Genomic DNA, 25,800 nt, shown 5'->3' with positions numbered 1-25,800 from the left:
CAAACGAAAAGCCGAACCTCTCGAAAGCGTGATCGCGACGCCGCCGCCGGCTCACTCGTCGATATCGAAGGGCAGCTCGTCCTGATCCTTGGCGTCATCGCGGCGGGCCTTGGAAACCGGCTTGTAGGTCGGCGTCGGCGGCGGCCTGGGGATGTCGGCCTCGTCGTCGTCCCAGGGCGGGGCGTCGAACATGTCGGGTTCGGCGGCGGGCGGCGGGGGGCGTGACCCGGGGCGGGTCGGCGCCGGACGCTGAACGCCGTCGAACGACGAGCGCCGCGCCAGGGGCGGCGGGGTGCCGGGCAGGGGCGGCGGTGCGCGGTAGTCGTCGTCCTCATCGTCCTCGTCGTCGTAGAACGGCTCCTCCTCCGGCGGCGGCGGCGGCGGCGCGGGCGCGGGCGCGGGCGCGGGACGGGCGGCCGGCACGGGCGCGGCGGGCGGCGAGGCGACTTGCGGCTCCGGACGCGGCGGGCGAGGTGGCAGGGGGCGGCGGACGATCGCCTCGCAGCGGGCCAGCCAGCGATTGGCTTCCTGCATCAGTTCGCCGGGCGAACGGCTCTCGCGGCGCTGCTCGTCACCCGGAGTCCAGAGCTCCAGCGTGAAGTCGGGATGGCGCGGATCGTCGAAAACCAGGCGCAGGGTGACGGTCTGGGCCTGGGGCGCGACATGGTCGATGGCCCGGCGGCCTTCGCCCCGGAACACGCGGCCCATCACCTGGCCGTCGACCAGCAGTTCGGCCCCCATCAGCTCTTCCAGGCGATAGACCAGGCACCAGCCGCCCCGGTCCCAGGCCACGGCCAACAGGTTGGTGGAGAACGAGAAGCCGGCGCCGCGACCCCGGCCGCGGGCCACCATCACGCCTTCGGGCTCGCTTTTCAGCACATTGCGCAGGGCGCGGCGTATGCGCCGGTCCTCGTCGCCATACCAGATGGCCAGGCTGCCAAGAAACGTCACCGCCGAGCCGGCGATGGCCACGAACAGCAAAAGACGCGCGAGTTCGCTCATAGTCGGGACAGGCTAGCGGGAGTCCCGATTCCGCGACAGGGGGTCAGGAAGCGCAGATCTTGCCGTCGCTGGGGATAAGCGACAGCTGCAGGGCCGGCCGGCGCCTTTCCTCGGACGTCGAGATCAGAACCGCCCACGGGCGCCCCGCGATCCGGGCGCAGTGGGTCTCCTGCCGGAAGGACCCGATGGAATCCCTCGAGCCTGGGCCGCTGTCGACCATCGGCCGCACGGGGCCTTCCGCTTCCAGTAGCCCCAGGGCCATGCTCCGCAGGGCTTCGGCCTTGCCGTGACCGACGCGGGTGTAGCAGCCGACCTGGGGCGGGGTGTCGGACAGCTCGATGTGGCCGGCGCCGGTCATTCGATAGACGCCGCGTTTCTTGTCCACGAGCCGAATGAAGTGGTTTGGCGCGTCTGCCAGTTTTCCACTCCGTCGGGCCGCCGCGAGGCAGCCGTGGATGAGCGCGTAGCGCGCGGATTCCGTGGAGGAGGTGAGCGCCGAATACGGCGGGGTGGGGCTCTTGGGCGCCGGCGCGGGATCGGCCAAGGCCAGTATCAGGACGGCGGCGATCAACATGTGAACCTCTGAAGTGAGTGTTCACATACTTGCGGCTAAACCTCAGGTTTGTCCAGCCGCGTCAGTCGCGGAAGTGGCCGACCACCGGCACGTGGTCCGAGGGCTTTTCCTTGTCGCGTTCGTCGCGGTGGATGACGACGTCGGTCAACCGATCGGCGGCTTGGGGCGAGAGCAGCAGGTGGTCGATGCGGATACCCAGGTTCCTCGGCCAGGCGCCGGCCTGATAGTCCCAGAAGGTGTAGCCGCCCGGCGCGCCATCGACCTGCATGTAGGCGTCGGCGAGGCCCAGGTTCTTCAGGGCCCGGAACGCGCCCCGGCTCTCGGGCTGGAAGAGGGCGTCGTTCACCCACGCCTCGGGATTGGCCACGTCCTCGGCCTCGGGGATGACGTTGTAGTCGCCGAGGATCACCAAGGGCTCCTCGAACGCCAGCAGGCCCTTGGCGTGGGCGTGCAGGCGGCGCATCCAGGCCAGCTTGTAGTCGAACTTCTCGGTGCCGATCGGATTGCCGTTGGGCAGGTAGATGCCGACCACGCGGAAGGGCGTCGGCGCGCCGATCACCGCCTCGACATAGCGCGACTGCTCGTCGACCTCGCCGTCGAACAGGAACGGCAGGCCCTTGCGGACATCCTCGAGCGGAAACTTCGAGAGCAGAGCCACGCCGTTGTAGGTCTTCTGGCCGTGGACGACGACGTTGTAGCCAAGGCGCTCAAAGGCTTCGGTCGGGAACTTCTCGTCGACGCACTTGATCTCCTGAAGCACCGCCACGTCGGGCGCTTCCGATTCGAACCACGCCAGGACGCCTTCCAGGCGAGCGTTGATCGAATTGACGTTCCAGGTGGCGATACGCATTGACGGCTCCAGACTGCGGCCGGAGGCTAGTGCGTGGCAGCCAAAAGTGTGAGCGGTTTTGGCGTCCGCCACGCACTAAGTGTTAGAAAAGGGGCGGCGCATGAAGGTCTCGCTCAAGTCGCCGCGCGTATCGAAGCAGGTTCTGCTGTTGGTCCTGGCCACGGTTGTGTGCGGAGCCCTGGCGGTGGTGGGGGCGATCCTGGCGATCTTCACGCCGGTGATCTTCGACAACGGCAACCTGCTGAACCCGGTGGCCTGGGTGGGCTTCCTGCTCGCGGCGCTGTTCTGGGTGGTGTGTCTGCTCTCGCCGCTGGCCGGCTGGATCCTGTGGCGCAAAGGCGAGACCCAGGGGGCGTGGGCCGCCATGGCCGCGCCGCTGGCCTGGGGCGCGGCGACGCTGACCTTGCTCCAGTTCGTGCCGAGCTAGTGAGTCTTGATGAAGCCGGCGATGGCTTCGGCCACGCCGGGCGCCAGGGGGAGCGACGGATCTGCGTAGGCGGCCATGTTGCTCGCCCGGTCGACGGGGGCGACCTTGAGCACATGATTGACGCCCTCGAGCTCGACCAAGGTCGCCTCGGGCCTGGCGGCCTTCAATCGCTTGGCGTTGTCCGGCGTGATCTGGAGATCGGTCGCACCCTGCACGATCAGCACTGGACCCTCGAGGGTTTTCACCAGCAGCGCCGGATCGTAGGCGAAGACGGCCTTCAGGAAAGGTTGAACCTGCGGCGCGAACAGCCTCTGCAGACCCGGCGGCAGGGTCGAGGCGTCGACGTCGGCGCCGGCCTCCAGAGTGTCGATATTGGCCAGGCTCTGGTCGAGGATCGGTCCCGCCGGCACGCCAGCCTTGAGCTGGCGGCGAAGGGTGTCACCAAGCTTTTCGCCGGAGCCGGACACTAGGACGACGCCGCAGAGATCCTTGCCGGCTTGGCCGGCGACCTCGGCGACGAGGGCGCCCTCGCTGTGGCCGATCAACCATACGCACGGGGCGCCGGTGCGCTTCTTCAGGTCGGCCGCCCAGGCGTTGGCGTCGGTGGCGAGGTCGGCGATGAACACCTTGTTGCCGTCGGCCGCGGCCGCGCCGCTGGCGAACTGGCCGCGCTTGTCGATGCGCACTGTCGTCACGCCTTGGGCGGCCAGGCTCTCGGCCAGCAGGCGATAGGTCGACGCCTTGACCCCAAGCGGACTGTTGCCGTCGCGATCGGTGGGGCCCGAACCCGGCAGGATCACCGCGACCGGCGCCTTGGCGCCGGCGGCGGGCGCCAATTGCGTGCCCTTCAGCGGTCCCGAAATCTCGACAAAGGTTTCGACGGGCGAAGCGGCGGCTGTCGCGGCCAGGCTGGCGGCGAAGGCGATGGCGAGCATGCTAAGAGTCCCGAAAGCCGACTCGACGACCCGGCGTTACGGCAATCCTAGAAGCGAAACCTTAGATTGAAAAGCTGACGCCGCAGCCGCAGCTGGACTTGGCGTTCGGGTTGCGGACCCGGAACTCCGCCCCGGCCAGTTCGTCGACGAAGTCGATCTCCGAACCCTTCAGCAGGGCCATGGACACCACGTCGACCAGGGCCGCGGCCCCGTCGCGCTCGATCTTCAGGTCGTCGTCCTCGACGGTGTCGACCAGATCGAAACGGTACTGGAAGCCCGAGCAGCCGCCGCCGTCGACGGCGACGCGCAACATCAGGGGGCGCCCCTCGCTCGCGGCGATGGTCTTGATCCGCCGAGCGGCGTTTTCGGAAAGCGTTAAGTCTACTTGGGTCATGGCTGTGGAAAGGTCATCCTTAGCCTATATGAGGATGTCGCGGCCCTGACGGAAGGGGCCAAATCGTCCAAAGCGATAAAGGCGGTTAATGTCCCAGGCCCCGTACTTCGTTCCCCGCGCGCCCTATGCCGAAGATCCCTTCAAGTCGAAGGGCCGTCGGTTCAAGGAGGACGAAAGCCGAACCCGGACCCCGTTCGCCCGCGACCGTGACCGCATCATCCATACTTCGGCCTTCCGCCGGCTGAAGGAAAAGACCCAGGTCTTCGTGGCCCACGAGGGCGACAACTTCCGCACGCGCCTGACCCATTCGCTGGAAGTGGCGCAGGTCGCGCGCTCGCTGGCCACGGCCCTGGGCCTGGACAGCGACCTGGCCGAGACCATCGCCCTGGGCCACGACCTGGGCCATCCGCCGTTCGGCCACGCCGGCGAGGACGAGCTGGAAATCCAGATGAAGCCGTACGGTGGCTTCGACCACAATGTGCAGACCTTCCGCGTGGTGACCGAGCTCGAGCACCGTTATCCGGACTTCCTGGGCCTGAACCTGACCTGGGAGACCCTCGAAGGGATCATCAAGCACAACGGCCCGGTGACCAACAAACTGGGCAAGCCGTCCTGGAAGGCGATCTCCAAGTACGACAACGAGTATGGGCTGGGCCTGGACACCTGGGCCTCGGCCGAAGCGCAGGTCGCGGCCCTGGCCGATGACATCGCCTACAACAACCACGACGTCGACGACGGCGTGACCGCCGGCCTGTTCACCCTGGAAGACCTGATGGACGTGCCGCTGATCGGCCCGATCCTGTTCGCCGTGAAGAGCGAGCGCCCCGACCTCGACCCGCGCCTGACCCACCTGGAGGCCATCCGCCGCATGATCGGCGCGATGATCGACGACGTGATGGGCGAGACGCTGCAGCGCGCCGCCGCCACCGGCGTGCAGTCGGCTGATCAGGTTCGCGGCCTGGACCACGCCCTGGTGGCGTTCTCGCCTGACATGGCCGAAGACCTGGCCCGCCTGCGCGCCTTCCTCTACGAGCGAATGTACCGTCACTGGCGCGTCAATCGGACCCGCAGCCAGGCTCGCCGTATTCTGGGCGAAATGTTCACGCTCTTTTTGAACGAGCCGGAGGTCCTTCCGACCGTCTGGTTCGCAAAGTCGCAGAATCGCGACGAAGCCGGCCGGGCCCGGGTGGTGTGCGACTACATCGCCGGCATGACCGATCGCTTCGCGATAGAAGAGCATCGCAAGCTGTTCCACCTCGACGTCTGGAACTAGGCCGGGAGGCCTGGGCCCCAGAGCGGGGACGCGAGCGGCCTTCCGTCTGCCACCAGAGCGGGGCGGACGCTTCTGAGACGCGCCGCCGTTGGGTAACCTAGGGGCGCGCGCGTCTGATTCGAGGCGTTCGATCCGCGCGCCTCTATTTTGGCGCACCGAGTATTTGGAGCCTGTCTCAGATGTCCGATCCGCACCGCGGGGCCTATACGCCGCCTACCGACGCGCCGTTGTCGTTCGACGCGCGTCAGCCCGTGCGGGGCGCCCGCCCGCTGCCCATGACCCTGATCATCAGCGCCGTGGTGCTGGTGACGCTCACCGTGGCCGTGGTCATGATCTATCGCGGCGGCATCCGGGGCCCCAACGAGCCGCCGCAGACGGTCGGCGCCGAAGTCGCGCAGATGAAGACCGCGCCGACGGCCGGCAGCCAGCCGAAGGATCCGGCCTCGGGCCTGCAGATCTATCACAACGAGGACCCGCAGCCGTCGGCGACCTTCGCCGCGCCGCCGGAGACCCCGCAGACGCGTCCGACCACGCCGGCGGCGAGCGCCCCGGTCCAGAGCGCCGCCCTGCCGGCCGCCAAGCCGGCCGCGCCCGCGCCGACCATCGAGTCCCTGGCCACCGCCGCGGCCACGCCCAAGGCCGCGCCGAAGCCGGTCCAGGTCGCCCAGGCCACCCCGCCTAAGCCGATCGCCGCCGCGCCGGTCTCGACGACCGCCGCGCCCAAGCCCGCCGCCACGGCCTCGGGCCCCGCCTCGGTGCAGATCGGCGCCCTGTCCTCGCCGGCTTTGGCCGACAAGGCCTGGTCCGACGCTGTCCGCCTGGCCCCGGGCCTGGCCTCGGGCAAGGGCAAGAAGGTCGAGGCCGTGGATAAGAACGGCACGACGCTCTATCGCACCTCGGTGACGGGTTTCCCCAGCCGTGAGGCCGCCAAGGCTTTCTGCGAAGCCATCTCGGCGTCCGGCAAGTCCTGCTTCGTCAAATGAGCCTGCTGTCGGGCGCCGCGTCGGCCGCCATCCTCGGCTGCGCCGGGACCACGCTTTCGCGTGAGGAAGTGGATTTCTTCAAGGACGTGAAGCCCTGGGGCTTCATCCTGTTCAAGCGCAACATCGCCGACCCGGAGCAGGTGAGGGCGCTGACCGCCGCCCTGCGCGCCACGGTCGGGCGAGAGGACGCCCCGATCCTGATCGATCAGGAGGGCGGCCGCGTCGCCCGCCTGCAGCCGCCGCACTGGCGGATCTATCCTCCGGGACGCGCCTACGGACAGCTGGTCGCCAACGATCCGCTGGTCGCCCGCGAGGTCACCCGCCTGGGCGCGCGCCTGATGGCTCATGACCTGCGTTCGATCGGGATCAATGTCGACTGCGTGCCGGTGCTGGACGTGCCCGACCCCAAGGGCCACGAGATCATCGGCGACCGCGCCTATGGCGACACGCCCGAGCAGGTGGCGACCCTGGGGCGCGCGGCGGCCGAGGGCCTTCTGGCCGGCGGCGTGCTGCCGATCATCAAGCACATCCCCGGCCACGGCCGCGCCATGGCCGACAGCCACCTGGAGCTGCCGGTGGTCAAGGCCAAGCTTCTGGAGCTCGAGATCCGCGACTTCGCGCCGTTCCGGGTGCTGTCCGACATGCCGATGGCGATGACCGCCCACGTCGTCTACACGGCCATCGACCGCAAGAACCCGGCCACCACCTCGAAGAAGGCCATCAAGAAGATCATCCGCGAATCCATCGGCTTCGACGGACTTCTGATGAGCGACGACCTGTCGATGAAGGCGCTGTCGGGCGACTTCAAGCAGCGCGCCAAGGACAGCCTGTCGGCCGGCTGCGACGTCGTCCTGCACTGCAACGGCGACATGGCCGAGATGAAGGCCGTGATGTCGGGCGTCGGCAAGATGTCCAAGGAAGCCCGCCGCCGGGCCCAGGCCGTCATGGGCCGCCTGGTCAAGGTTCCCGAGCCCTTCGATGTCGCCGAAGCCCGCGCCCGTTTCGACGCGGCGTTTGACGGAAAGTACGCTTGAGCACGGGCTTCCAGCCCACCTTTGACTTCGCGGCCGCCGATGAAGCGGCCGAAGACGGCGCGGCGCTCGTCATCGACATCGACGGCTACGAGGGCCCGCTGCACGTCCTCCTGGCCCTGGCCCGCAGCCAGAAGGTCGACCTGCTGCAGCTGTCGATCACCCGTCTGGCCGAGCAGTACCTGGCCTTCGTGCAGCAGGCCCGCCGCGTACGCTTCGCCTTGGCGGCCGACTATCTGGTGATGGCCGCCTGGCTGGCCTACCTCAAGTCCCGCCTGCTGCTGCCCAAGCCCGAGCGCGCCAAGGCCGAGGAGCCTCCGGCCGAGGAGATGGCCGCCCAACTGGCCTTCCGCCTGGCCAAGCTGGACGTGATGCGCAAGGCCGTCGAGGCCTTGAAGGAACGCCCGATCCTCAAGCGCGACGTCTTCATGCGCGGCGATCCCGAGGCGGTGAAGATCGTCTCCTCGACCCGGCTGGAAGGCGACCTCTACGGCCTGATGAGCGCCTACATCACCCAGCGCAAACGCGAGCACAGCCGCCACTACGCGCCGCGCCCACCGACGGCCTATCCGCTGGAGGACGCCCGCGACCGCCTGCGCAGCCTGCTGCCGAAGATGGAGCACTGGACGGTCCTCACCACCGTCGCCCCGATCGAGCGGGTGCTGGAAGAGGATGACGGGCCCTCGCCGGCCTCGTACCTGGCCTCGACCCTGTCGGCCTCGCTGGAGCTGGTGAAGGAGGGCGTGCTGGAAGCGCGCCAAATGGAAGCCTTCGCCGACATCTACTTGCGGACGCGGGCCGAGCCGTTGGAAATCACCGAATGACCATCGCGCTTGAACCGCTCTTCGTCGAGCGCTGCATCGAGGCCCTGCTGTTCGCGGCGGCCGAGCCGCTCAGCGATGTCGACCTGGCCAAGCGCCTGCCCGAGGGCGCGGACATCGCCGCCGGGATCGCGGGCCTGCGGGCGCGCTACGACGGGCGGGGGATCGAACTGGTCTGCGTGGCCGGCCGCTGGCGCTTCCAGACGGCCAACGACCTGTCGTTCCTGATGACCGAGGAGCGCGAGGAGCCGCGTCGCCTGTCCAAGGCCGCCCAGGAGACCCTGGCCATCGTCGCCTACCACCAGCCGGTGACCCGGGCCGAGATCGAGGCGGTGCGTGGGGTCCAGGCCAGCCGGGGCACGATCGACGTCCTGCTGGAGTTGGGCCTGATCCGCATGCGGGGGCGGCGGCGCACGCCCGGCCGGCCGGTGACCTTCGGGACGACCGACGCCTTCCTCGAGCACTATGGGCTGGCCAACCTGGGCGACCTGCCGGGCATCGCCGAGATGAAGGCCGCGGGCTTGCTGGAGATGAATCTGCCGCCGGGCTTCAACGTGCCCGATCCGCTGGGCCTGCGCCCGGGCGGCGACGACGAGGATCCGCTGGATCTCGAGGATGGCGAAACGCCGGAATTCGCTCAGGACTTCCTGGGGGAACCGGAGAAGACCGAACCTTAGGCCAGGATATCGGCCACCAGGCCCTTCTGACCCTTTTTCTCGGGATCGCCCTGGACCTGCTGCTTGATCATGTCCTTGAGCTTCTGCTCGACCTTCTGCCGCTCTTCCGGCGTCATCGCCTTCAGCTGTTCCTCGGTGACGCCCAGCTTGGCCAGCATCATGGCCCGCATCTTCTGGGCGGGCGTCATGGCCTGGAACTTCATGAACTCTTCGCGGGCGGTGTCCACGCTGGACGGCCCGGAAGCGCTGGCGCTCAGGCCCTGATAGGGGCCGGTGACGGCGAAGGAAGAACCGATGGAGGAAATCGACATGGACGCGCTCCCGCACTGTGGGTGCGACATCTTGGCAAGACGTGTGCCAGAGATGGAAAGCTAGGCTTTGCAATCCCTTAGGGCGCAAGGGCTTGAGCGAGGCGCGGTCGGGCGGTCAACTTCGCCGAGCAGAACTTGCCCAACAGCCTGGCGGCGGCCCGGCGACCGTCGGCCTGCGGTCGAACGATGGTCGCCGGCCCCGCGAGCGCCTATATTCTTCGGCATGTTGTAACGACGCGTCGCAGCGGCTACAGGGCGCTGTCGCAAGGAGTCTCCGTTATGGGAAGTTTCGGTCCGATCCACTGGATCATCGTCGCGGTCGTGGTGCTGCTGCTGTTTGGCGGTCGCGGCAAGCTGTCGGGCATCATGGGTGACGCGGCCAAGGGCATTAAGGCTTTCAAGGAAGGCCTGAAGGACGACACCAGCACTGAAGTCGCCGACAACAAGACCAAGGGCGCGCTGCCGCGCACCGAGTCGGAAGCCGAAGAGCTTCGCAAGTCGTAAGGCTTTGAGGCGCGCGGGGAGGGTTCTCCGCGCGCGACGATCCAATCTCGCGGGGAGCCTGAGCTCCGCCGCTCTAGGGCGCGTCCATGCTACCTGATATCGGCGGCACAGAACTTCTTGTCATCGCCGCCGTCGCTCTGATCGTGGTCGGTCCCAAGGATCTGCCCGTTCTGCTGCGCAAGCTCGGCCAGTTCGTCGGGCGCATGCGCGGCATGGCGTCCGAGTTCCGAGCCAGCTTCGACGAGATGGCTCGCCAGTCCGAGCTGGATGAGCTGCGCCGCGAGGTCCAGGCCATGCGCTCAGGCCAATTCGCCAATCCGCTGCAGGCGGCGGCCGACGCCAGCGACGTCGGGGCCGACCAGGTCTTCGCCGATATCGACGCTTCGCTGTCCAGCGGCGCGACCCAGATGCACCCCTATGCGGGCGGCCAGATCCACAATCCGGCCCTGACCACCGACAACTCGATCCTGCCGCCGCAGCCGGGCGTCGAGATCATCGAGAAGCCCAAGCGCGCCTCGCGCAAGAAGGCCGTCGCCGTGGCCGAGCCCACCATCGTCGAACCGGCCAAGGCCCCGCGCAAGCGCGCGCCGGCCACGAAGGACATCACCGTCGAAGCCCCCAAGGCCGCTCGCGCGCCCCGCAAGCGGGTGGCCAAGGCCGGCGGCTCGACCGCTTCGGACATCGTCTCGTGAACGACAAGGCCATCGGATACGACCCCGACGAGGAGATCGAATCCTCGCGCGCGCCCCTGCTGGATCACCTGATCGAGCTACGCTTGCGCCTGATCATCTGCGTCGGCGCCATCGCGGTGGCGTTCGGCGTCTGCTTCGCCTTCGTCAGGCCGATCTTCCTGTTCCTGGTCCGCCCCTTCACCGTCGCGGAAGGGCTGAAGACCATGCAGGAAGCGGGCGGGCATCATGGTCAGTTCGACCTGCTGCTGGCCTTGGTCGGCATCAAGAAGCTGCCGGCCGGGGCCCTGGCCGACATCACCCTGCAGGCCACCGCGCCGCTGGAACAGTTCTTCACCAACATCAAGCTGTCGGCGTTCGGGGCGATCATCGTCGCCTTCCCGATCATCGCCTGGCAGCTTTACCGCTTCGTCGCCCCGGGTCTGTACAAGAAGGAGCGCAACGCGTTCCTGCCGTTCCTGATCGCCTCGCCCGTCCTGTTCCTGATGGGCGCGTCGCTGGTCTACTTCATCATGCTGCCGTTCGTGCTGTGGTTCTCGCTGTCCCAGCAGATGGTGGGCGAGGGCGTGAAGGTCGTGCTGCAGACGCGGGTCTCGGAATATCTGACCCTGGTCACCACCCTGCTGCTGGCCTTCGGCCTCAGCTTCCAGCTGCCGGTGGTGCTGTCGCTGGCCGGCCTGGCGGGTCTGGTGAATTCGGGGATGCTGCGGGCCGGTCGTCGCTACGCGATCGTCGCCGTCTTCGTCGTGGCCGCCATCGTCACCCCGCCGGATCCGATCAGCCAGATCACCCTCGCGGTGCCGCTGTGCCTGCTCTACGAGATTTCGATCTGGTGCGTGTGGCTGATCGAACGCCGCCGCAAGAAGGAAGACGAAGCCGAGGCCGGCACGGATATCGTGGCGGTTTAAGGCGTCTCCAAAATATCAGCTTCCGTCATTCCCGCCCTTGTGGCGGGAACCCCTGGTTCAGCTGACATGTGAGACGCAAGCGAACCGTCAGCGGTTCGCCACTACTGCACCTGCGGCCCATAGAGGGGGTCCCGCCACAAGGGCGGGAACGACGAAGGTTACTTGCGGCGCCTGTAAGATCGCCCAAAACGAAAAAGGGCCCCGCGACTGTGCCGCGGAGCCCTGTTCCCACTCAGATACGCGAGTGACTCTTGTAGCCGGCCTTATTAGGCGGCGGCGCCCACGCGGGCTTGCAGCTGGGCCTTGGCGGCGCGAACCGTGTCGCTGACGCAGGCTTGATAGGTCACGACGCTGAAGCGCGGCTGGGCCTTGCAGACCGTGGCGGCGGCGACGCGGATTTCCGAGTGGATCTGGTCGCGGGTCTTGCCCTTCAGCGAGATGCGGACGACCGAGACGGTTTCGGTGGCCGGGGTCTTGCCGGCGTCACGGACGCGGACGATCGAGGCCAGCTGGCGGTTGGCGCTCATCAGGGCGTTGTCGATGCACTCTTGGGCGGCCAGCTTCGAGGAGCCGGCGCAGACCGTGTTGGCCGCGGCCTTGATCTCGTTTTGGATCTGGACCGAGTTCTTGCCCGTGATCGAGACGCGAACTTCGTTGGTGGTCTTGGCGGCGGCCGGAGCGGCGATGGCGGCGGCGGCGATGGCGAGGGCGGCGAAAGCGGCGAACGTCTTCATGGTCTTCGAAATCCTTGAATGATCGAGCGGGCCGGGGAGGGCCGTGGGAAGAAAAAACGCACTGGAATTGAGGCGGGCTTTTCCGCGTTCGGGATTAAGCTCTGGTGTGCAAGTGCGACTAATTTCCGTTAACAGTTGGCTTGTTCGTGCTTTCAACGGCGAAAAGTGGGGAATGAACCACTTTTGAAGCCCGCGTCATGCGGTCGCATGTTTCCGATTTCCGGGATTTCGCGCAACACGGCCTGATCGCGGCGGCGGTCGGGGCGGATCACGAAGCCGTGGAGAGGCGGGCAGGCGGTCCGGAAAGCTTGGCGCCCCCGCCGACGCGCCTTAGAGAGGGCGTTTCCCCAACGCCTCTACCGAGCTTTCGTTCGATGCACGACATCAAGGCCATCCGCGACAATCCCGAAGCGTTCGACCGTCAATGGTCGGCCAAGGGTCGTTCGGGCGCGGCCGCCGAGGCGGTCAAGCTGGACGCCCAGCTGCGCGCCGCCCAGACCGCCCTGCAGGAAGCGCAAGCCAAGCGCAACGAGAGCTCCAAGCTGATCGGCCAGGCCAAGGCCAAGAAGGACGAGGCCGAAGCCTCGCGCCTGATGGCCGAGGTCGAGTCCTTGAAAGGCGTCATGGCCGCCGCCTCGGAAGAGGAGGCTTTGGTCGGCGGCAAGCTGAAGGACCTCCTGGCCAGCCTGCCCAATATCCCGGCCCCGGAAGTTCCGGCGGGCGAGGACGAGGGCGGCAATGTCGAGGAGCGCCACTGGGGCGACGCGAGCAAGCTGCCCGCCGGCCGCCTGAACGCGCCCAAGGACCACGTCGACCTGGGCGCGGCCCTCGGCGGCATGGACTTCGAGGCCGCCGCCCGCATGAGCGGCGCGCGCTTCGTGGTGCTGAAGAAGGAGATCGCCCGCCTCGAGCGCGCCATCGGCCAATTCATGCTGGACCTGCAGACGGTCGAGCACGGCTACACCGAGGTCAGCCCGCCGCTGCTGGTGCGCGATGAGGCCCTGTTCGGCACCGGCCAACTGCCGAAGTTCGCCGACGACCTGTTCCATACCCACGATGACCGCTGGCTGATCCCCACCGCCGAAGTCTCCCTCACCAACATCGTCCGCGAGCAGATCCTGGCCGAGGAAGAGCTGCCGATGCGCCTGACGGCCCTGACGCCGTCGTTCCGCGCCGAGGCCGGTTCGGCTGGCCGCGACACGCGCGGCATGATCCGCCAGCACCAGTTCTACAAGGTCGAGCTGGTCTCGATCACCACGCCCGACCAGTCCGAGGCCGAACACCAGCGCATGGTCGAATGCGCCGAGACCGTGCTGAAGAAGCTGGAACTGCCCTTCCGCACCATGCTGCTGTGCACCGGCGACATGGGCTTCGGCGCGAAGAAGACCTACGACCTCGAAGTCTGGCTGCCGTCGCAGGGCATGTATCGCGAGATCAGCTCGTGCTCGAACTGCGGCGACTTCCAGGCGCGCCGCATGGACGCCCGCTTCCGCAAGACCGGCGAGAAGGGCGGCCACTTCGTCCATACCCTGAACGGCTCGGGCCTGGCCGTCGGCCGCACCCTGGTGGCCGTGATGGAAAACTATCAGGACGAAGCCGGCCGCATCGCGATCCCGGCCGTCCTGCAGCCCTATATGGGCGGCCTGACCCACATCGGGGGCGCTGCGTGAGGCTTCTCCTCACCAACGATGACGGCATTCACGCGCCGGGCCTGGCGAGCCTAGAAAAGATCGCCCGCGCCCTGACCGACGACGTCTGGATCTGCGCGCCCGAGTACGAACAGTCGGGGGCCAGCCGGGCGCTGACCCTGTCGGACCCGATCCGCGTGCGCCGCCTGGATGACCGCCGCTTCGCCGTCGAGGGCACGCCGACCGACTGCGTGATGATGGCCGTGCAGCAATTGATCGAGGGCCCCGCGCCGGACCTGGTGCTGTCGGGCGTCAATCGCGGCCAGAACCTGGCCGAGGACGTCACCCTGTCGGGTACGGTCGCCGGCGCGATCGAGGGTATGGTCCACGGCATCCCGTCGATCGCCCTGTCCCAGGCCATGACCTGGTTCCACGACGAGGTCGTCGCCCACTGGGAGACGGCCGAACACTTCGGTCCCGGCATCGTCCAGCGCCTGCTGGAGGTGGGCTGGCCCGCCGACGTGGTGATGAATGTCAACTTCCCGGCGCTGCCGCCAGAGCAGGTGTCGGCGGTGGAGGTGACCCGCCAGGGCTTCCGCGACGGCTTGCTGCGCCATATGGACAAGCGCACCGACCTGCGCGGCCGCGACTACTACTGGATGGGCTTCTCGGCCAAGGCGTCGAACCCCGTCGAGGGCACCGACCTGCGCGCGGTCTACGAAGGCCGCATCTCGGTCACGCCGCTGCATATCGACCTGACGCACAACGAGACGGTTCATGCGTTGAAGGGTGTGCTGGGCGGCGTTCCGCCCAAGACTCCCAAGCCCCTCGGGGGAACCGCATGAGCGGACGGACGACCAAGGCCGCCGAGAACGCCAAGGCCGACCTGCCGCGCCTGATGCAGGCCCTGCGCGACCAGGGGGTCACCGATCCCCAGGTGCTGAAAGCTATCGAGACCACGCCGCGCGACCTGTTCACGCCGGACCTGTTCAAGGACCGCTCGTGGGAGGACTCGGCCCTGCCGATCGCCTGCGGCCAGACCATCAGCCAGCCCTATATCGTCGGCCTGATGACCCAGGCCCTGACGGTCGAGCCGCGCTCGCGCGTGCTGGAGATCGGCACGGGCTCGGGCTACCAGACGACGATCCTCAGCAAGGTCTCGCGCCTCGTCTATACGATCGAGCGCTATCGAACCCTGATGAAGGAGGCCGAGAGCCGCTTCCACAAGCTGGGCCTGACCAATGTCATCACCAAGTTCGGCGATGGCGGCGAAGGTTGGGCCGAACAGGCGCCGTTCGACCGCATTATGGTCACGGCTGCCGCTGAAGATGATCCCAAGCGGCTGCTTTCGCAGCTGAAACCCAATGGCGTGCTGGTCGCGCCGGTGGGGAAGGGGCCTGTACAGAGCCTTCGCCGCTATGCCGGCGACGGCAAGGGGGGCTTCCGGGTCGAGATCCTTTGCGACGTGCGCTTCGTGCCGCTGCTGGCCGGCGTGGCCAAGGATCAGTGAAGGTTGGGGGGCGCGGCGTTCGTGCTCTTCGATGTTAAAGGTTGGTTTACCCTGGCGGAGCCCTCTGGGAGCCCCGACGGGAAAGGAGAGGCTATGAGGCAGTTGTGGACGCAAGCGGCGCTGGTCGCCCTGACGGCTGGAACGCTCGGCGCCGGTGCGAATGCCGCGCCGCTTGAAGGCTTGGCCGGCCAGCGCTTCACGCCGAACTTCCCGATCACCCAGCCCGCGACCCAGCCGGAACCCGCGCCGCCCGTGGCTCAGCCGGAGACGGTCCAGACCGCTCGGGGCGAGAGCGAAACCCTGCCCAAGCCGACGCCGATCCAGAGTCAGCCCCTGGCGCCGATGACTCAAGCGGAACAGCCGGCTCCGGCCCCCGTGTCGATGTCCGCCCCGCCGCCGGCGGCGCGACCGGTCTCGGCCCCGCCGCCGCGTCCGGCGCCGACGAAGACCGTCGTCACCACCACCGTCACCGGTCCGGTGGTCGAGGTCGCCGGAAAGCCGCAGGTGCGCGTCGTGAAGTCCGGCGACGTCCTGGACGCCATCGCGCGCGGCATGGGTACGACCCGGGCCGAACTGGCCGAGATCAACGACCTGAAGGCGCCCTACGCCCTGAAGCTGGGCCAGAAGATCAAGGGCCCGGCTGGGACGCAAAAGGCCTATTCCGTCCAGACGGGCGACACGATGTTCGCCATCGCCAAGCGCTTCAACGTCACCGCGGCGGCGCTCGCCGAGGAGAACGACCTGAAGACGGGCGCGGCCATCAAGAAGGGCCAGAAGCTGCTCCTGCCGGAGGGCTTCAAGGACAAGGGCCCGATCAAGACCACCCAGGTGATCCCAGGCGCGCCTGGCGTGCAGGCCAGTGAAGCGGAGCCCGCGCCGACCCGTCCGGCGACGACCACGCCCTCGCGTCCCTCGACCTCGACGTCCTCGCGTCCGGCCCTGCCGCCCATCGGCTCGGAGCCGGTGGAGACGACCACCACCAGCACCACCTCGCTCAGCGTCACCGGTTCGGTCGTGACCGTGCAGGGGCCGCGTCTGGTCCATACAGTCAAGTCGGGCGACACCCTCAGCTCGATCGCCCGCAAGTTCGACATGAGCGTCAGCGATCTCGCCGACGACAACAAGCTCAGCGCCAGCAAGACCCTGCGCCTGGGCCAGAAGGTCAAAGGGCCCGCGACCACGGCCAAGGCCTATGTCGCCCAGAGCGGCGACACCCTGACCGCCATCGCCAAGCGCTTCAACGTCAGCGTCAAGACGCTGGCGGCCGAGAACAACCTGCGGACCAGCGCGGCGGTGAAGAAGGGCCAGAAGATCCAGCTGCCCGACGGCTACAGGGACAAGGGCCCGATCCGGACCACGACGACGGTGACCCGGCCCGAGCCGGCCCAGCCGTCGAACACCTACGCCAAGGTCGAGACGCCGACCCCGACGCCGGGCGCCGCCCGTCCGTCGACCTCGGCGCCCGCGCCGTCGACGCCGTCCAATCCGATCCCGTATCAGCCCAGCTATTCGCGCCCCAGCGCCCCGATCGCCGCCCAGCCGGTCACGCCGCCGCCCAGCTCGCGTCCGATCATCGAGAGCAGCGCCGCGCCGACCGAGGCCGAGATCATCGCCTCGGGCAAGGGCAAATTCGCCTGGCCGCTGCGCGGCGAGGTCATTTCGAGCTTCGGCGTGAAGGGGACGGGCCAGCGCAACGACGGGCTGGATATTCGCGCGCCGCAAGGCACGCCTGTCCTGTCCGCTGGCGACGGCAAGGTGGCCTATGCCGGCAACCAGGTTCCGGACTTTGGAAACCTGGTCCTGATCAGGCACGCCGACGGCTGGGTCACCGCCTACGCCCACCTCTCCAGCATCGCCGTGAAGATGCAGCAGGACGTCCGCCAGGGCGACCAGCTGGGCGCGGTCGGCGCCACGGGCGGGACCAATGAGCCCAAGCTGCACTTCGAGATGCGCTTCGCCCCCACCGTCAAGGACAAGGCCAAGCCGGTCGATCCGAGCCTGGTGCTGCCGCGCTAAGGCTTTCTCTGAACAAGAAACAGAGCGACCCGCTTCGAGAGAGGCGGGGCGTTTTCTTTGGCGTCGAGGCCAGCGTCGGCGAGCCGCTTCAGAGGACTCGGGTCATGAAGACGCTGTTGGGATCGGGCTTGTAGGACCCGAACGGCTCGCATGTGGCAAAGCCGTTCCGGGCATAGAGGGCGCGGGCGGGGACGAAGAAGTCGCCAGCGCCGGTTTCGAGACTCAGGCGTGACAGGCCGATGGCGACGGCATGGGCGATCAGGTGGTCCAGGGTCACCTGTCCGACGCCGCGCCGCCGGTAAGCGGCCGCCGTGTGCATCGACTTGATCTCGCCGTGTCCGCCGTCGAGCCGCTTCACGGCGCCGACGCCGGCCAACGCCTCACCGTCCCAGACGGCGAAGAAGTCGAGATCGGCGTCCCGCATCGCGTCGATCGGCATGACGTGACAGCTCTCCACCGGAGCGGTCGATCGCATGGCGGCGAAGTGGCCGGCCAGGAGCGCGGCGACCTTGGGGTTGTCAAAGTCCCCGGGGACGATGCGGAAGGCTTGGGCGGCGTCTTTCATGGCTCAGCTCGGCAGCTTCACGCCCAGTTCGCCGGCGAGGTCGCGAACGAACTGCCAGGCCACCCGGCCCGAACGGCCGCCGCGCTGCTGCGACCACTGCAGGGCGCGGCGGTCGAGGTCGGGCGCCGAGAGGTTGAATGTCTCGGCGTAGCTGCGGATGGCGTTGAGATAGGTGTCCTGGTCCATCGGCGGGAAGCCGATCCACAGGCCAAAGCGGTCGGAGACGCTCATCTCTTCTTCCGCGTTCTCGGCGGCGGCGATGGCGCCCTGGCGCTCGACGTGGTCGCGCGGCATCAGGTGGCGACGGTTCGAGGTGGCCACGAACAGCACGTTTTCGGGCGGACCCGAGACGCCGCCCTCCAGCGCCGACTTCAGGGCCTTGCCCGCCGCCGCGCCGTCCTCGAACGAGAGATCGTCGCACAGCACGACGAAGCGCTCCGAACGCGTACGTAGCAGGTCGAACAGCGGGGGCAGGGCCGTGACCTCGTCACGATCGACCTCGACCAGCTTCAGCGCGGGATATTCGTCGGCCAGGGTGACGAAGGCGGCCTTGGTCACCGAGCTCTTGCCCGTGCCGCGCACGCCCCATAGCAGCACGTGGTTGCTGGGCAGACCGACGGCGAAGCGGCGCAGGTTCTCGACGAAGCGCGCCTTCTGGCGGTCGATTCCGACCAGCAGGTCCAGCGACAGCGGATAGTCGGGGGCGGGCACGAACGCGCCGTCCTTCGGCTCATGCCGGAAGAGGCGCGCGGCGCCGAAATCGGGCTCGGCGGGCGGTGGCGGGGCCAGGCGCTCCAAGGCTTCGGCGATGCGCGTCAGCTGGGGGGCGAGCAGGGGGAAGGGCGCGTCGGTCATGGCGCGTTCCATACCCTTGTGCGGTCGCATTGCAAAAGGGAAGGCGAACGCATAGCTTCCGCCGACTTGGCGCGACCCTATGTCAGGCGGCGCGCCTTACCGATTTCCTTGGAGCTCTTTATGTCCGGTTTGCCTGCCCAACTCGTGCAACTCGCGCCCATCCTGCTGATGGTCGTGCTGTTCTATTTCATGCTCATCCGCCCGCAGCAGAAGCGCGCGAAGGAGCACCAGACCATGCTCGCCAACATCAAGCGCGGCGACAATGTCGTCCTGTCCTCGGGCGTGCTGGGCAAGATCGTCCGCGTCGAGGACAAGGAAGTGGGCGTCGAGATCGCTCAAGGCGTCACGGTGAAGGTCATGAAGGGCATGATCACCGAGGTCCGCGCCAAGGGCGAACCGGCCGCGGCCAACGACGCCAAGAACTAAGGCGAATCCGAACCCCTGCGAGGCGCCCGTCGCGGCGCCGCCTGAAAAGTCCCGATCCATGCTGACACTCTCCCGCTGGAAGATCATCGCCGTCACCCTGTCGGTGATCTTCGGCATCCTGTTCTCCCTGCCCAACGTCCTTCCTCAGAAGACGTTGGACGCCATGCCTGGCTGGCTGCCGCACCAGAAGCTGAATCTCGGCCTTGACCTGCAAGGCGGCTCCTACCTGCTCTATGAAGTCGACACCGACGCCCTGCATCGCGAGCGTCTGTCGAACATGGTGGAGGACACCCGCACCCAACTGCGCAACGAGCAGATCCAGTTCGGCGAGCTGACCCAGCAGGGCGAGATCATCAGCGTGCGTATCGCGGACGCGAGCCGCTACAACGACGCTCTGAACCTGCTGCGCAAGAACCTCGGCGCGCCGCTGGCCGGCGTGATCGGCGGCAAGGACGTGGCGATTTCGGCCAAGGGCGACCAGCGCATCGAAGTCACCTTCGTGCCGGAAGCCATCCGCGCCGACGCGGTCAAGGCCGTGGACCAGTCGATCGAGACCATCCGTCGCCGCATCGACAGCCTGGGCACCAAGGAGCCCTCGATCAATCGCCAGGGCGAAAACCGGATCATGATCCAGGCGCCCGGCGAGAGCGATCCGCAAAAGCTGCGTGACATCGTCGGCAAGACCGCCAAGCTGACCTTCCAGATGGTCGACGAGACGGTCACGCCGGAGGACATTCAGGCGGGCCGCATTCCGCCCGGCTCGGAAGTGCTGCCCGGCGACCGCTTCTCGCCGGTCTACGTGGTCAAGAAGCGCGCGGTGGTTTCGGGTGAAGAGCTGACCAACGCCTCGCAAAGCTTCGACCAGAACGGCCAGCCGGCCGTGGCCTTCGCCTTCAATGGCTCGGGCGCCAAGAAGTTCGGTGAGGTCACCACCCGCAATCGCGGCAAGAAGTTCGCCATCGTCCTCGACAAGAGAGTGCTTTCGGCCCCGGTGATCAACGATCCGATCACGGGCGGCAGCGGCATCATCACCGGCAGCTTCACGGCCCAGAGCGCCAACGAATTGGCGCTCCTGTTGCGCTCGGGCGCCCTGCCGGCGCCGCTGAACATCGAGGACCAGCGCACCGTGACCGCCGAGCTCGGCGCCGACGCCGTCAAGGCCGGCTCCATCTCGCTGGCCATCGGCGCGGCCGCCATGTTCGTGTTCGTGATCCTGGCCTACGGCCTGTTCGGCGGCTTCGCGGCCGTCGCCCTGGTGGTCAACGTACTGCTGATCATCGGCATCATGTCGATGACTCAAGCCACGCTGACCTTCCCGGGCATCGCCGGCCTGATCCTGACCCTGGCCGTCGCCGTCGACGCCAACGTGCTGATCTACGAGCGCATGCGCGACGAGGCCAACGCCGGGCGCACGCCCATGGCCGCGGCCGACCACGGCTACAGACTGGCCCTGACCTCGATCCTGGACGCCAACATCACCAGCCTGATCTCGGGCCTGATCATGTTCGGCTTCGGCTCGGGCCCGGTGAAGGGCTTCGCCTGGACGCTGGTGATCGGCGTGTTCACGTCGCTGTTCACCGCCATCTTCATCACCCAAGTGCTCATCGGCTGGTGGTTCAAGACCACCAAGCCGAAGAAGCTGCCGATCGCATAGGAGACCCGACCATGCGTTGGCCCCTCATTCGCTACATCCCGCGTTCGACCCACTATCGGTTCGTGCGCTGGGCTCCCGTCGCGGCCGTCTTCTCGGCCGTCCTGATCGTCGCTTCGATCGCCCTGCTGTTCCTGCAAGGCCTGAATCTCGGCATCGACTTCAAGGGCGGCAACGCCCTGGAAATCGCCATGTCGCGGCCGGTCCCGCAGGAGGCGCTGCGCGCGGCCATGAACCAGATCGGGGCGCATGACGCCCAGGTGCAGGGCTTCGGTTCGCCGAACTCGGCGATGGTCAAGTTCCGGCCCGCCGAAGGCGAGGCCGCGACTGCCGCCTCCAAGCACGTCGAGACCGAGCTGGTAAAGCGCTTCCCAGACCTGAAGGTCGTCAGCCGTTCGGAAGTCGGCGCCAAGGTGTCGGGCGAGCTGCTGATGTCGGGGTTCAAGGCCCTCGGCGTGGCCCTGCTGCTGACCCTGGGCTACATCTGGTTCCGCTTCGGCCTGTCGTACGGCACTGGCGCGGTCGTGGCCGTGATCCACGACATCGTCCTGACCCTGGGCCTGCTGTCGTTCATGAAAATCGAGTTCTCGATGACCGAGATCGCGGCCCTGCTGACGGTCATCGGCTATTCGATGAACGAGAAGGTCATCACCTTCGACCGTCTGAAAGAGAACCTGCGCAAGTACAAGACGACCCCGCTGCGCGACATCATCGACCTGTCGGAAAACGAGCGTCTGTCGCGGACGATCATCACCGGCACCACGGCCCTGCTGGCCCTGGGCGGCACGATGATCTTCGGCGGCCCAGTCCTGTTCCCGCTGGTGTTCACGATGGTCTTCGGGATCATCATCGGCACCTACTCGTCGATCTATATCGCCCTGCCGCTGATCCTGGTCTGGGGCGTGCGGCGCGGCGACGAGGAAGCCACGCCGATCAAGCTCGGCGCGGCCTCGCGGCCCTGATGCGGCAACCGCCGTCCATCGACGCCTGGGGCGGCGGCGGCTTTCGGGTTTCCGGAGACTGGCGGCCCGGTTCGCTGCTGATCATCGATGATCAGCCACGCGACTGGGCCGTGACCGCCCTGGCCGACCTGACGCCCGAATCCTTCGCCGAGGTGTTCGCGGCCGTCGGGACCGTGGAGTTCGTTCTGCTGGGCACGGGCCTTGTCAACGCCCTGCCGCCGCGCGCCGTCCGCGACGCGCTGAAGACGGCGGGCGTGGGCCTGGAGTTCATGAGCACCGAAGCGGCCGCCCGGACCTACAACGTCCTGGCCAGCGAGGGACGCCGGCTGGCGGCGGCCCTGATCGCCGTCTGACGCGGCCCGGAAGGACCGTCGTTCTCCCGACTTTGCCGACTCCCTCGAACCGTCCTATGGTCCCACGCAATTCTAAGGGGATCCGAGGGGGAAACCGATGTCTGGACTGCTTTCCAACTTCCGCAACACCATCATCGTCAGCTTCGTGCTGGCGCTGGTGATCGTCATTGGCTATTCGCACGGTCCCCAGGGCCACGGCGAAGTGTTCCTGCAAGCCGTCTTCCGCTGGCTGCACGTGCTGTTCGGCATCCTGTGGATCGGGCTGCTGTACTATTTCAATTTCGTCCAAATCCGCGTGATGCCGCAGATCCCGGCCGAGCTGAAGCCGGCGGTCAGCAAGTATATCGCGCCTGAAGCCCTGTTCTGGTTCCGCTGGGCGGCGCTGTTCACCTGGGTCATGGGCGTGATCCTGGCCTTCAGCCGCGGCTATCTGGTGGAAGCGGCGACCCTGGGCCTGGCCGGCGGCTATACGCCGGGCGTCGACATGAGCTTCACCTTCATCGGCACCGGCATGTGGCTGGGCACGGTGATGTTCTTCAACGTCTGGGTCTTCATCTGGCCAAACCAGAAGATCGCCCTGGGCATGGTCGAGGCCGACGCCGACGCCAAGGCCAAGGCGGCGAAGACGGCCATGCTGTTCTCGCGCACCAACACCCTGCTCAGCCTGCCGATGCTGGCGACCATGGCGATGAACCAGACCATCTTCGGCTAAACACCGCCGAGAAATGCTGTAAGGGGAGGGCCCGCCGCGAATCCGCCGGCGGGCCCTTTTCGTTTGAGTCCCTTATCGCTCCGGAACATGGCCGACACCGAAACCCTCGACGATCTCGTCCGCCGCGTCGATCCCGATCGCTGGCTGGCCACGCGGTTCATCGGCGACGGCGCCGCGCGGGCCGATGTGATCGCGCTCTACGCCATGAACTACGAGCTGGCCCGGGTGGCGGGCGGTGTCTCCAACGCCCTGATGGGCGAGATCCGCATCACCTGGTGGCGCGAGGCGATGGAAGAGATCGCCGCCGGCAAGGCCTCGCGCAAGCATCCCAATGTCGAGGCCCTGGCCGCGTCGAGATTCGACCCCAACGCTCTGGCGGTGCTGGCCGAAGCCCGGTTCGCCGATCTCGACGAGGGGCCTCTGAAGGACGAGGCGGCGGTGCTGGTCTATGTCGACGCCACCGCCGGCGCGCTGGCGGTGCTGGCGGCGCGGCGGTTGGATCCTTCGGCCGATCCCCATGCCGTGAAGGGCGCGGCGCGAGCCTATGGCCTGGCGGGGCTCTGGCGGCTGGGGCAGGCGGGGCGCTCACGCCTGCCGACCGACTGGACGCAGGACGACGTCGCGCGCCGGGTCGAGGCGCAGCTCAAGGCGGCCCAGGGCGAGGTGGGCGCGCTGCCGGTGGCGGCCTTCCCGGCCGTGGCGACTGCGGCCCTGGCCAAGCCCTTCGCGGCGGGACGCCAGATGGGCGATCTCGAAAAGAAGGCCCGCCTCACCTTCGCGGTGGCGACGGGCCGTCTCTAGACTTTTCACCAGGTCCCGGCTCGAGAGCCGGGATGATCACCCGCGGCGGTCACTTTCCCGGTCGCTTGTTCCCCGTCCACTGGTCCAGCCAGTCCAGCACTTCCTTGTGCCACTGCACCGAGTTCTGGGCCTTCAGCACCCAGTGGTTCTCGTTGGGGAAGTACAGGAACTTGCTGGGCACGCCCTTGCGCTGCAGGGCGGTGAAGGCCGAGAGGCCCTGTTCCACGGGGATGCGGTAGTCGAGCTGGCCCTGGATGACCAATTGCGGCTTGGTCCACTTGTCGACGTGGAGGACCGGGTTGAAGGTCTCGTAGGTCGCGCCCGGCTGCGAAGGCGTCCCACCGTTTTCCCACTCGGTGAACCACAGCTCCTCGGTCGAATAGCCCATGCTCCGGGTGTCGAAGACGCCGTCGTGGTCGACGAGGCACTTCCAGGGCTCGTTCCAGTTGCCGGCGATCCAGTTGATCATGTAGCCGCCGTACGAGGCGCCGAGCGCGCAGGCGCGGTCGCCGTCGAGGAAGGCGTACTTGCCCAGGGCGGCGGTCCAGCCCTTCTGCAGGTCCTCCAGGGGGCGGTCGCCCCAGTGCTGGCTGATCGCGTCGGTGAAGGCCTGGCCGTAGCCGGTCGAGCCATGGAAATCGACCATGACCACGGCGTAGCCGGCGTTGGCGTAGACCTGCGGGTTCCAGCGATAGGACCAGGCGTTGCTGAACGAGCCTTGCGGGCCGCCGTGGATCAGGAAGGCGACGGGGTACTTCTTGGCCGGATCGAAATTGGCCGGCTTCACGACGAAGCCGTGGACCTCTTCGTCGTTCCAGCCCTTGAAGGCGAACTGTTCGGGCTCGCCCCAGGCGACGTCCTTCAGGGCCTCGCCGCTGACGCTGGCGATCTTGATCGGCGGCCCCTTGGGCGCCGTCATGAACAGCTCCGACGGGCTCTTCAGCGAGTCGGAGGCGTAGACGATACCGCCGGGGCCCACATCGAAGGCGGTGACGTGGCCGTCGCCGGTCAGGGCCGTGACCTTGCCCGTCTTGACGTCGATGGCGAACAGCTTGCCCTGGCCGACGTCCAGGGCGGTTGCGTAGATCGTCTTGCCGTCACGGCTCCAGGCGATGGCGTCGGCCGAGCGGTCCCAGGTCGGGGCCAATTCGCGCTCCTGGCCGGTGGCTTCGTCGTGCAGGATGATCCCGAAGCGGTCGGCCTCGAAGCCGGGGCGCTTCATGGCGCGATAGGCGGCCCATTTGCCGTCGGGCGAGAACACCGGGGCGGTGTCCCAGGCCTTGTTGGCGGCCGTCAGGTTTTGCAGCTTCTCCGACCCGTCGAGGGGCGCGCCCCAGATGTCGTAGTTGGTGGTCCAGGACTCGTCCTTGCCGGCGACCTTGGCCGAGAAGGCGACGAACTTGCTGTCCGGCGAGATGGCGAAGTCCTCGTCCCCGCCATAGGGCTTGGTGGGGGTGTCGCCATCGAAGCCCTTCATCAGGTCGATCGGCTGGCCGGCCGCCACGCCGTTGGCGTCCAGGGTCCAGGCGAACAGGTGATTCTTGGTCCCGTCGTTCCAGGTGTCCCAGTGGCGCACGAACAGGCGGTCATAGACCACGCCCGTGGCCTTGGTCGCCGTCTTGGCCGCCAGCTTGGCCTCGGTGCAGGCGAAGTCCGCGCAGTCGGGGAACACGGCCAGGGCGACGACGATGGTCTTGCCGTCCGGCGCCACCTTGTAGGCCTGGACATCGAACGGGGCCGAAGTCACCTGGGTGGCGGTTTCGCCCGCCGCGTCGGTGCGGAACACCTGCTCGGTCCCGCCCGCGCGGCTGGAGCTGAAATAGATCGCCTTGCCATCGCCGCTCCAGCGGCCGCTCGCGGCGCCGCCATCGGAGATCTTCAGCCTGCGCGGGGCCATCTTGGTCTTCAGATCGGCGATCCATAGCGACATCGCGGCCTTGTTGGCCGGATAGTCCAGGGTCCGGACCGAGTAGAGGACGTAGCGGCCATCCGGCGAAACGCGGGGATCGCTCAGGCGGTCGAGGCTGGCCATGTCCTTGGCGGTGAAGATGTCGGTCTTGGCCGGCGGGGCTTGGGGCGCCTGCGCGGCGGCGGCTCCGGCCGTGGCGGCGACGAGGGCGACGACGGAGGCGGCGAGGCGCAAACTCTTGATCATGAAACCCTATTTCCCGGAAACAGTTATCCCTTTGGCGGGCGGAGCCTAGTCCC

29 protein-coding genes are annotated in these 25,800 nt (G+C 67.6%); 19 read left to right on the top strand and 10 right to left on the bottom strand.

The annotated features are described in order from the left end of the window. Window positions 1-51: 51 nt before the first annotated feature. From AC1RRV_RS03475 to xth, 3 genes are all read right to left on the bottom strand, one after another. Window positions 52-1,002: a hypothetical protein gene (locus tag AC1RRV_RS03475; protein WP_492858187.1), complete on the bottom strand. Its 951-nt coding sequence runs from the start codon at window positions 1,000-1,002 to the stop codon at window positions 52-54. Between the two features lie 43 nt (window positions 1,003-1,045). Beyond that, window positions 1,046-1,576 carry a hypothetical protein gene (locus AC1RRV_RS03470; RefSeq protein WP_492858186.1) on the bottom strand — a complete coding sequence of 177 codons (531 nt, stop codon included), beginning with the start codon at window positions 1,574-1,576 and terminating at the stop codon, window positions 1,046-1,048. 61 nt (window positions 1,577-1,637) lie between these two features. After that, window positions 1,638-2,426, bottom strand: a complete 789-nt coding sequence (xth, locus tag AC1RRV_RS03465; RefSeq protein ID WP_492858185.1) for an exodeoxyribonuclease III — start codon at window positions 2,424-2,426, stop codon at window positions 1,638-1,640. A gap of 100 nt (window positions 2,427-2,526) precedes the next feature. Here xth and AC1RRV_RS03460 point away from each other — a divergent pair, with 100 nt between their 5' ends. Further along, complete coding sequence (locus AC1RRV_RS03460; RefSeq protein ID WP_492858184.1) at window positions 2,527-2,853, top strand: hypothetical protein; 327 nt, start codon at window positions 2,527-2,529, stop codon at window positions 2,851-2,853. Here the strand turns inward: AC1RRV_RS03460 and AC1RRV_RS03455 are convergent. Together AC1RRV_RS03455 and erpA are read right to left on the bottom strand one after the other, a co-directional pair. Next, window positions 2,850-3,788: an alpha/beta hydrolase gene (locus tag AC1RRV_RS03455; protein ID WP_492858183.1), complete on the bottom strand. Its 939-nt coding sequence runs from the start codon at window positions 3,786-3,788 to the stop codon at window positions 2,850-2,852. The genes AC1RRV_RS03460 and AC1RRV_RS03455 overlap by 4 nt on opposite strands. 61 nt (window positions 3,789-3,849) lie before the next feature. After that, the gene (gene erpA, locus AC1RRV_RS03450) at window positions 3,850-4,182 is read right to left on the bottom strand and encodes an iron-sulfur cluster insertion protein ErpA (RefSeq protein WP_492858182.1); all 333 of its coding nucleotides are present in this window, start codon (window positions 4,180-4,182) and stop codon (window positions 3,850-3,852) included. Window positions 4,183-4,270: 88 nt separating this feature from the next. On the opposite strand from erpA, the gene AC1RRV_RS03445 reads away from it, so the two are divergent. The 5 genes from AC1RRV_RS03445 (at window position 4,271) to scpB (ending at window position 8,967) form a co-directional block, all read left to right on the top strand. Continuing rightward, window positions 4,271-5,455 (top strand): deoxyguanosinetriphosphate triphosphohydrolase, encoded by a 1,185-nt coding sequence (locus AC1RRV_RS03445; RefSeq protein WP_492858181.1) that lies wholly within the window; start codon window positions 4,271-4,273, stop codon window positions 5,453-5,455. A gap of 179 nt (window positions 5,456-5,634) precedes the next feature. Further along, window positions 5,635-6,438, top strand: a complete 804-nt coding sequence (ftsN, locus tag AC1RRV_RS03440) for a cell division protein FtsN (protein ID WP_492858180.1) — start codon at window positions 5,635-5,637, stop codon at window positions 6,436-6,438. Beyond that, window positions 6,435-7,472, top strand: a complete 1,038-nt coding sequence (gene nagZ / locus AC1RRV_RS03435) for a beta-N-acetylhexosaminidase (protein ID WP_492858179.1) — start codon at window positions 6,435-6,437, stop codon at window positions 7,470-7,472. Before ftsN ends, nagZ begins: the two co-directional genes overlap by 4 nt. Next, entirely contained in the window at window positions 7,469-8,293 is an 825-nt protein-coding gene (locus AC1RRV_RS03430) for a segregation and condensation protein A (protein WP_492858178.1), read from the top strand. The genes nagZ and AC1RRV_RS03430 overlap by 4 nt, the downstream gene beginning before the upstream one ends. After that, on the top strand, window positions 8,290-8,967 hold the full coding sequence (scpB, locus tag AC1RRV_RS03425; RefSeq protein ID WP_492858177.1) for an SMC-Scp complex subunit ScpB: 678 nt from the start codon (window positions 8,290-8,292) through the stop codon (window positions 8,965-8,967). The genes AC1RRV_RS03430 and scpB overlap by 4 nt, the downstream gene beginning before the upstream one ends. Here scpB and AC1RRV_RS03420 read toward each other — a convergent pair. Further along, window positions 8,964-9,278 carry a hypothetical protein gene (locus tag AC1RRV_RS03420; protein WP_492858176.1) on the bottom strand — a complete coding sequence of 105 codons (315 nt, stop codon included), beginning with the start codon at window positions 9,276-9,278 and terminating at the stop codon, window positions 8,964-8,966. The two genes, scpB and AC1RRV_RS03420, sit on opposite strands and share 4 nt — an antisense overlap. Before the next feature lie 279 nt (window positions 9,279-9,557). On the opposite strand from AC1RRV_RS03420, the gene AC1RRV_RS03415 reads away from it, so the two are divergent. From AC1RRV_RS03415 to tatC, 3 genes are all read left to right on the top strand, one after another. Beyond that, on the top strand, window positions 9,558-9,782 hold the full coding sequence (locus tag AC1RRV_RS03415) for a twin-arginine translocase TatA/TatE family subunit (RefSeq protein ID WP_492858175.1): 225 nt from the start codon (window positions 9,558-9,560) through the stop codon (window positions 9,780-9,782). An 86-nt stretch (window positions 9,783-9,868) separates the two neighbouring features. Beyond that, the gene (gene tatB / locus AC1RRV_RS03410; RefSeq protein WP_492858174.1) at window positions 9,869-10,474 is read left to right on the top strand and encodes a Sec-independent protein translocase protein TatB; all 606 of its coding nucleotides are present in this window, start codon (window positions 9,869-9,871) and stop codon (window positions 10,472-10,474) included. Further along, a complete protein-coding gene (tatC, locus tag AC1RRV_RS03405) occupies window positions 10,471-11,379 on the top strand; it encodes a twin-arginine translocase subunit TatC (protein ID WP_492858173.1) in 909 nt (302 codons plus the stop codon). The genes tatB and tatC overlap by 4 nt, the downstream gene beginning before the upstream one ends. A 266-nt stretch (window positions 11,380-11,645) precedes the next feature. Here tatC and AC1RRV_RS03400 read toward each other — a convergent pair whose 3' ends face one another. After that, window positions 11,646-12,113 (bottom strand): hypothetical protein, encoded by a 468-nt coding sequence (locus AC1RRV_RS03400; RefSeq protein WP_492858172.1) that lies wholly within the window; start codon window positions 12,111-12,113, stop codon window positions 11,646-11,648. Window positions 12,114-12,487: 374 nt separating this feature from the next. Between AC1RRV_RS03400 and serS the strand changes: the two genes are divergently transcribed. From serS to dipM, 4 genes are all read left to right on the top strand, one after another. After that, a complete protein-coding gene (gene serS, locus AC1RRV_RS03395) occupies window positions 12,488-13,783 on the top strand; it encodes a serine--tRNA ligase (protein WP_492858171.1) in 1,296 nt (431 codons plus the stop codon). After that, window positions 13,780-14,586 (top strand): 5'/3'-nucleotidase SurE, encoded by an 807-nt coding sequence (surE, locus tag AC1RRV_RS03390; RefSeq protein WP_492858170.1) that lies wholly within the window; start codon window positions 13,780-13,782, stop codon window positions 14,584-14,586. The genes serS and surE overlap by 4 nt, the downstream gene beginning before the upstream one ends. Beyond that, window positions 14,583-15,251 (top strand): protein-L-isoaspartate(D-aspartate) O-methyltransferase, encoded by a 669-nt coding sequence (locus AC1RRV_RS03385; protein ID WP_492858169.1) that lies wholly within the window; start codon window positions 14,583-14,585, stop codon window positions 15,249-15,251. The genes surE and AC1RRV_RS03385 overlap by 4 nt, the downstream gene beginning before the upstream one ends. Window positions 15,252-15,344: 93 nt before the next feature. Further along, complete coding sequence (dipM, locus tag AC1RRV_RS03380) at window positions 15,345-17,267, top strand: cell division endopeptidase DipM (RefSeq protein WP_492858168.1); 1,923 nt, start codon at window positions 15,345-15,347, stop codon at window positions 17,265-17,267. 88 nt (window positions 17,268-17,355) lie between these two features. Here the strand turns inward: dipM and AC1RRV_RS03375 are convergent, their stop codons facing one another. Both AC1RRV_RS03375 and AC1RRV_RS03370 read right to left on the bottom strand, forming a co-directional pair. Further along, complete coding sequence (locus AC1RRV_RS03375; protein ID WP_492858167.1) at window positions 17,356-17,832, bottom strand: GNAT family N-acetyltransferase; 477 nt, start codon at window positions 17,830-17,832, stop codon at window positions 17,356-17,358. A 3-nt stretch (window positions 17,833-17,835) separates the two neighbouring features. Continuing rightward, window positions 17,836-18,687 carry an ATP-binding protein gene (locus AC1RRV_RS03370; RefSeq protein ID WP_492858166.1) on the bottom strand — a complete coding sequence of 284 codons (852 nt, stop codon included), beginning with the start codon at window positions 18,685-18,687 and terminating at the stop codon, window positions 17,836-17,838. A 120-nt stretch (window positions 18,688-18,807) separates the two neighbouring features. On the opposite strand from AC1RRV_RS03370, the gene yajC reads away from it, so the two are divergent. From yajC to AC1RRV_RS03340, 6 genes are all read left to right on the top strand, one after another. Beyond that, entirely contained in the window at window positions 18,808-19,113 is a 306-nt protein-coding gene (yajC, locus tag AC1RRV_RS03365; RefSeq protein WP_492858165.1) for a preprotein translocase subunit YajC, read from the top strand. 58 nt (window positions 19,114-19,171) lie between these two features. Next, window positions 19,172-20,767 (top strand): protein translocase subunit SecD, encoded by a 1,596-nt coding sequence (gene secD, locus AC1RRV_RS03360; protein WP_492858164.1) that lies wholly within the window; start codon window positions 19,172-19,174, stop codon window positions 20,765-20,767. A gap of 11 nt (window positions 20,768-20,778) precedes the next feature. Next, on the top strand, window positions 20,779-21,726 hold the full coding sequence (gene secF / locus AC1RRV_RS03355) for a protein translocase subunit SecF (RefSeq protein ID WP_492858163.1): 948 nt from the start codon (window positions 20,779-20,781) through the stop codon (window positions 21,724-21,726). Continuing rightward, window positions 21,726-22,079, top strand: a complete 354-nt coding sequence (locus AC1RRV_RS03350) for an Mth938-like domain-containing protein (protein WP_492858162.1) — start codon at window positions 21,726-21,728, stop codon at window positions 22,077-22,079. The genes secF and AC1RRV_RS03350 overlap by 1 nt, the downstream gene beginning before the upstream one ends. Window positions 22,080-22,176: 97 nt before the next feature. Then, window positions 22,177-22,791, top strand: coding sequence for a urate hydroxylase PuuD (locus AC1RRV_RS03345; RefSeq protein WP_492858161.1), 615 nt, complete (start codon window positions 22,177-22,179; stop codon window positions 22,789-22,791). 87 nt (window positions 22,792-22,878) lie between these two features. After that, on the top strand, window positions 22,879-23,592 hold the full coding sequence (locus tag AC1RRV_RS03340; protein ID WP_492858160.1) for a squalene/phytoene synthase family protein: 714 nt from the start codon (window positions 22,879-22,881) through the stop codon (window positions 23,590-23,592). 49 nt (window positions 23,593-23,641) lie between these two features. Here AC1RRV_RS03340 and AC1RRV_RS03335 read toward each other — a convergent pair whose 3' ends face one another. Then, window positions 23,642-25,747: a S9 family peptidase gene (locus AC1RRV_RS03335; protein WP_492858159.1), complete on the bottom strand. Its 2,106-nt coding sequence runs from the start codon at window positions 25,745-25,747 to the stop codon at window positions 23,642-23,644. Window positions 25,748-25,800 lie beyond the last annotated feature (53 nt).

The sequence above is a fragment of the Caulobacter sp. GW821-FHT11E10 genome (genome assembly GCF_058808375.1).
The sequence above is the reverse complement of the archived record's forward strand: the minus strand, read 5'-3'. Positions and strand labels throughout refer to the sequence as shown.

Excerpts from the sequence above, each read along its gene's own strand:
- AC1RRV_RS03475 (WP_492858187.1), bottom strand. The coding sequence starts at position 1,002 with ATGAGCGAACTCGCGCGTCTTTTGCTGTTCGTGGCCATCGCCGGCTCG.
- AC1RRV_RS03470 (WP_492858186.1), bottom strand. The coding sequence starts at position 1,576 with ATGTTGATCGCCGCCGTCCTGATACTGGCCTTGGCCGATCCCGCGCCG.
- xth (WP_492858185.1), bottom strand. The coding sequence starts at position 2,426 with ATGCGTATCGCCACCTGGAACGTCAATTCGATCAACGCTCGCCTGGAA.
- AC1RRV_RS03460 (WP_492858184.1), top strand. The coding sequence starts at position 2,527 with ATGAAGGTCTCGCTCAAGTCGCCGCGCGTATCGAAGCAGGTTCTGCTG.
- AC1RRV_RS03455 (WP_492858183.1), bottom strand. The coding sequence starts at position 3,788 with ATGCTCGCCATCGCCTTCGCCGCCAGCCTGGCCGCGACAGCCGCCGCT.
- erpA (WP_492858182.1), bottom strand. The coding sequence starts at position 4,182 with ATGACCCAAGTAGACTTAACGCTTTCCGAAAACGCCGCTCGGCGGATC.
- AC1RRV_RS03445 (WP_492858181.1), top strand. The coding sequence starts at position 4,271 with ATGTCCCAGGCCCCGTACTTCGTTCCCCGCGCGCCCTATGCCGAAGAT.
- ftsN (WP_492858180.1), top strand. The coding sequence starts at position 5,635 with ATGTCCGATCCGCACCGCGGGGCCTATACGCCGCCTACCGACGCGCCG.
- nagZ (WP_492858179.1), top strand. The coding sequence starts at position 6,435 with ATGAGCCTGCTGTCGGGCGCCGCGTCGGCCGCCATCCTCGGCTGCGCC.
- scpB (WP_492858177.1), top strand. The coding sequence starts at position 8,290 with ATGACCATCGCGCTTGAACCGCTCTTCGTCGAGCGCTGCATCGAGGCC.
- AC1RRV_RS03420 (WP_492858176.1), bottom strand. The coding sequence starts at position 9,278 with ATGTCGATTTCCTCCATCGGTTCTTCCTTCGCCGTCACCGGCCCCTAT.
- AC1RRV_RS03415 (WP_492858175.1), top strand. The coding sequence starts at position 9,558 with ATGGGAAGTTTCGGTCCGATCCACTGGATCATCGTCGCGGTCGTGGTG.
- tatB (WP_492858174.1), top strand. The coding sequence starts at position 9,869 with ATGCTACCTGATATCGGCGGCACAGAACTTCTTGTCATCGCCGCCGTC.
- AC1RRV_RS03400 (WP_492858172.1), bottom strand. The coding sequence starts at position 12,113 with ATGAAGACGTTCGCCGCTTTCGCCGCCCTCGCCATCGCCGCCGCCGCC.
- serS (WP_492858171.1), top strand. The coding sequence starts at position 12,488 with ATGCACGACATCAAGGCCATCCGCGACAATCCCGAAGCGTTCGACCGT.
- AC1RRV_RS03385 (WP_492858169.1), top strand. The coding sequence starts at position 14,583 with ATGAGCGGACGGACGACCAAGGCCGCCGAGAACGCCAAGGCCGACCTG.
- dipM (WP_492858168.1), top strand. The coding sequence starts at position 15,345 with ATGAGGCAGTTGTGGACGCAAGCGGCGCTGGTCGCCCTGACGGCTGGA.
- AC1RRV_RS03375 (WP_492858167.1), bottom strand. The coding sequence starts at position 17,832 with ATGAAAGACGCCGCCCAAGCCTTCCGCATCGTCCCCGGGGACTTTGAC.
- AC1RRV_RS03370 (WP_492858166.1), bottom strand. The coding sequence starts at position 18,687 with ATGACCGACGCGCCCTTCCCCCTGCTCGCCCCCCAGCTGACGCGCATC.
- yajC (WP_492858165.1), top strand. The coding sequence starts at position 18,808 with ATGTCCGGTTTGCCTGCCCAACTCGTGCAACTCGCGCCCATCCTGCTG.
- secD (WP_492858164.1), top strand. The coding sequence starts at position 19,172 with ATGCTGACACTCTCCCGCTGGAAGATCATCGCCGTCACCCTGTCGGTG.
- secF (WP_492858163.1), top strand. The coding sequence starts at position 20,779 with ATGCGTTGGCCCCTCATTCGCTACATCCCGCGTTCGACCCACTATCGG.
- AC1RRV_RS03350 (WP_492858162.1), top strand. The coding sequence starts at position 21,726 with ATGCGGCAACCGCCGTCCATCGACGCCTGGGGCGGCGGCGGCTTTCGG.
- AC1RRV_RS03345 (WP_492858161.1), top strand. The coding sequence starts at position 22,177 with ATGTCTGGACTGCTTTCCAACTTCCGCAACACCATCATCGTCAGCTTC.
- AC1RRV_RS03340 (WP_492858160.1), top strand. The coding sequence starts at position 22,879 with ATGGCCGACACCGAAACCCTCGACGATCTCGTCCGCCGCGTCGATCCC.
- AC1RRV_RS03335 (WP_492858159.1), bottom strand. The coding sequence starts at position 25,747 with ATGATCAAGAGTTTGCGCCTCGCCGCCTCCGTCGTCGCCCTCGTCGCC.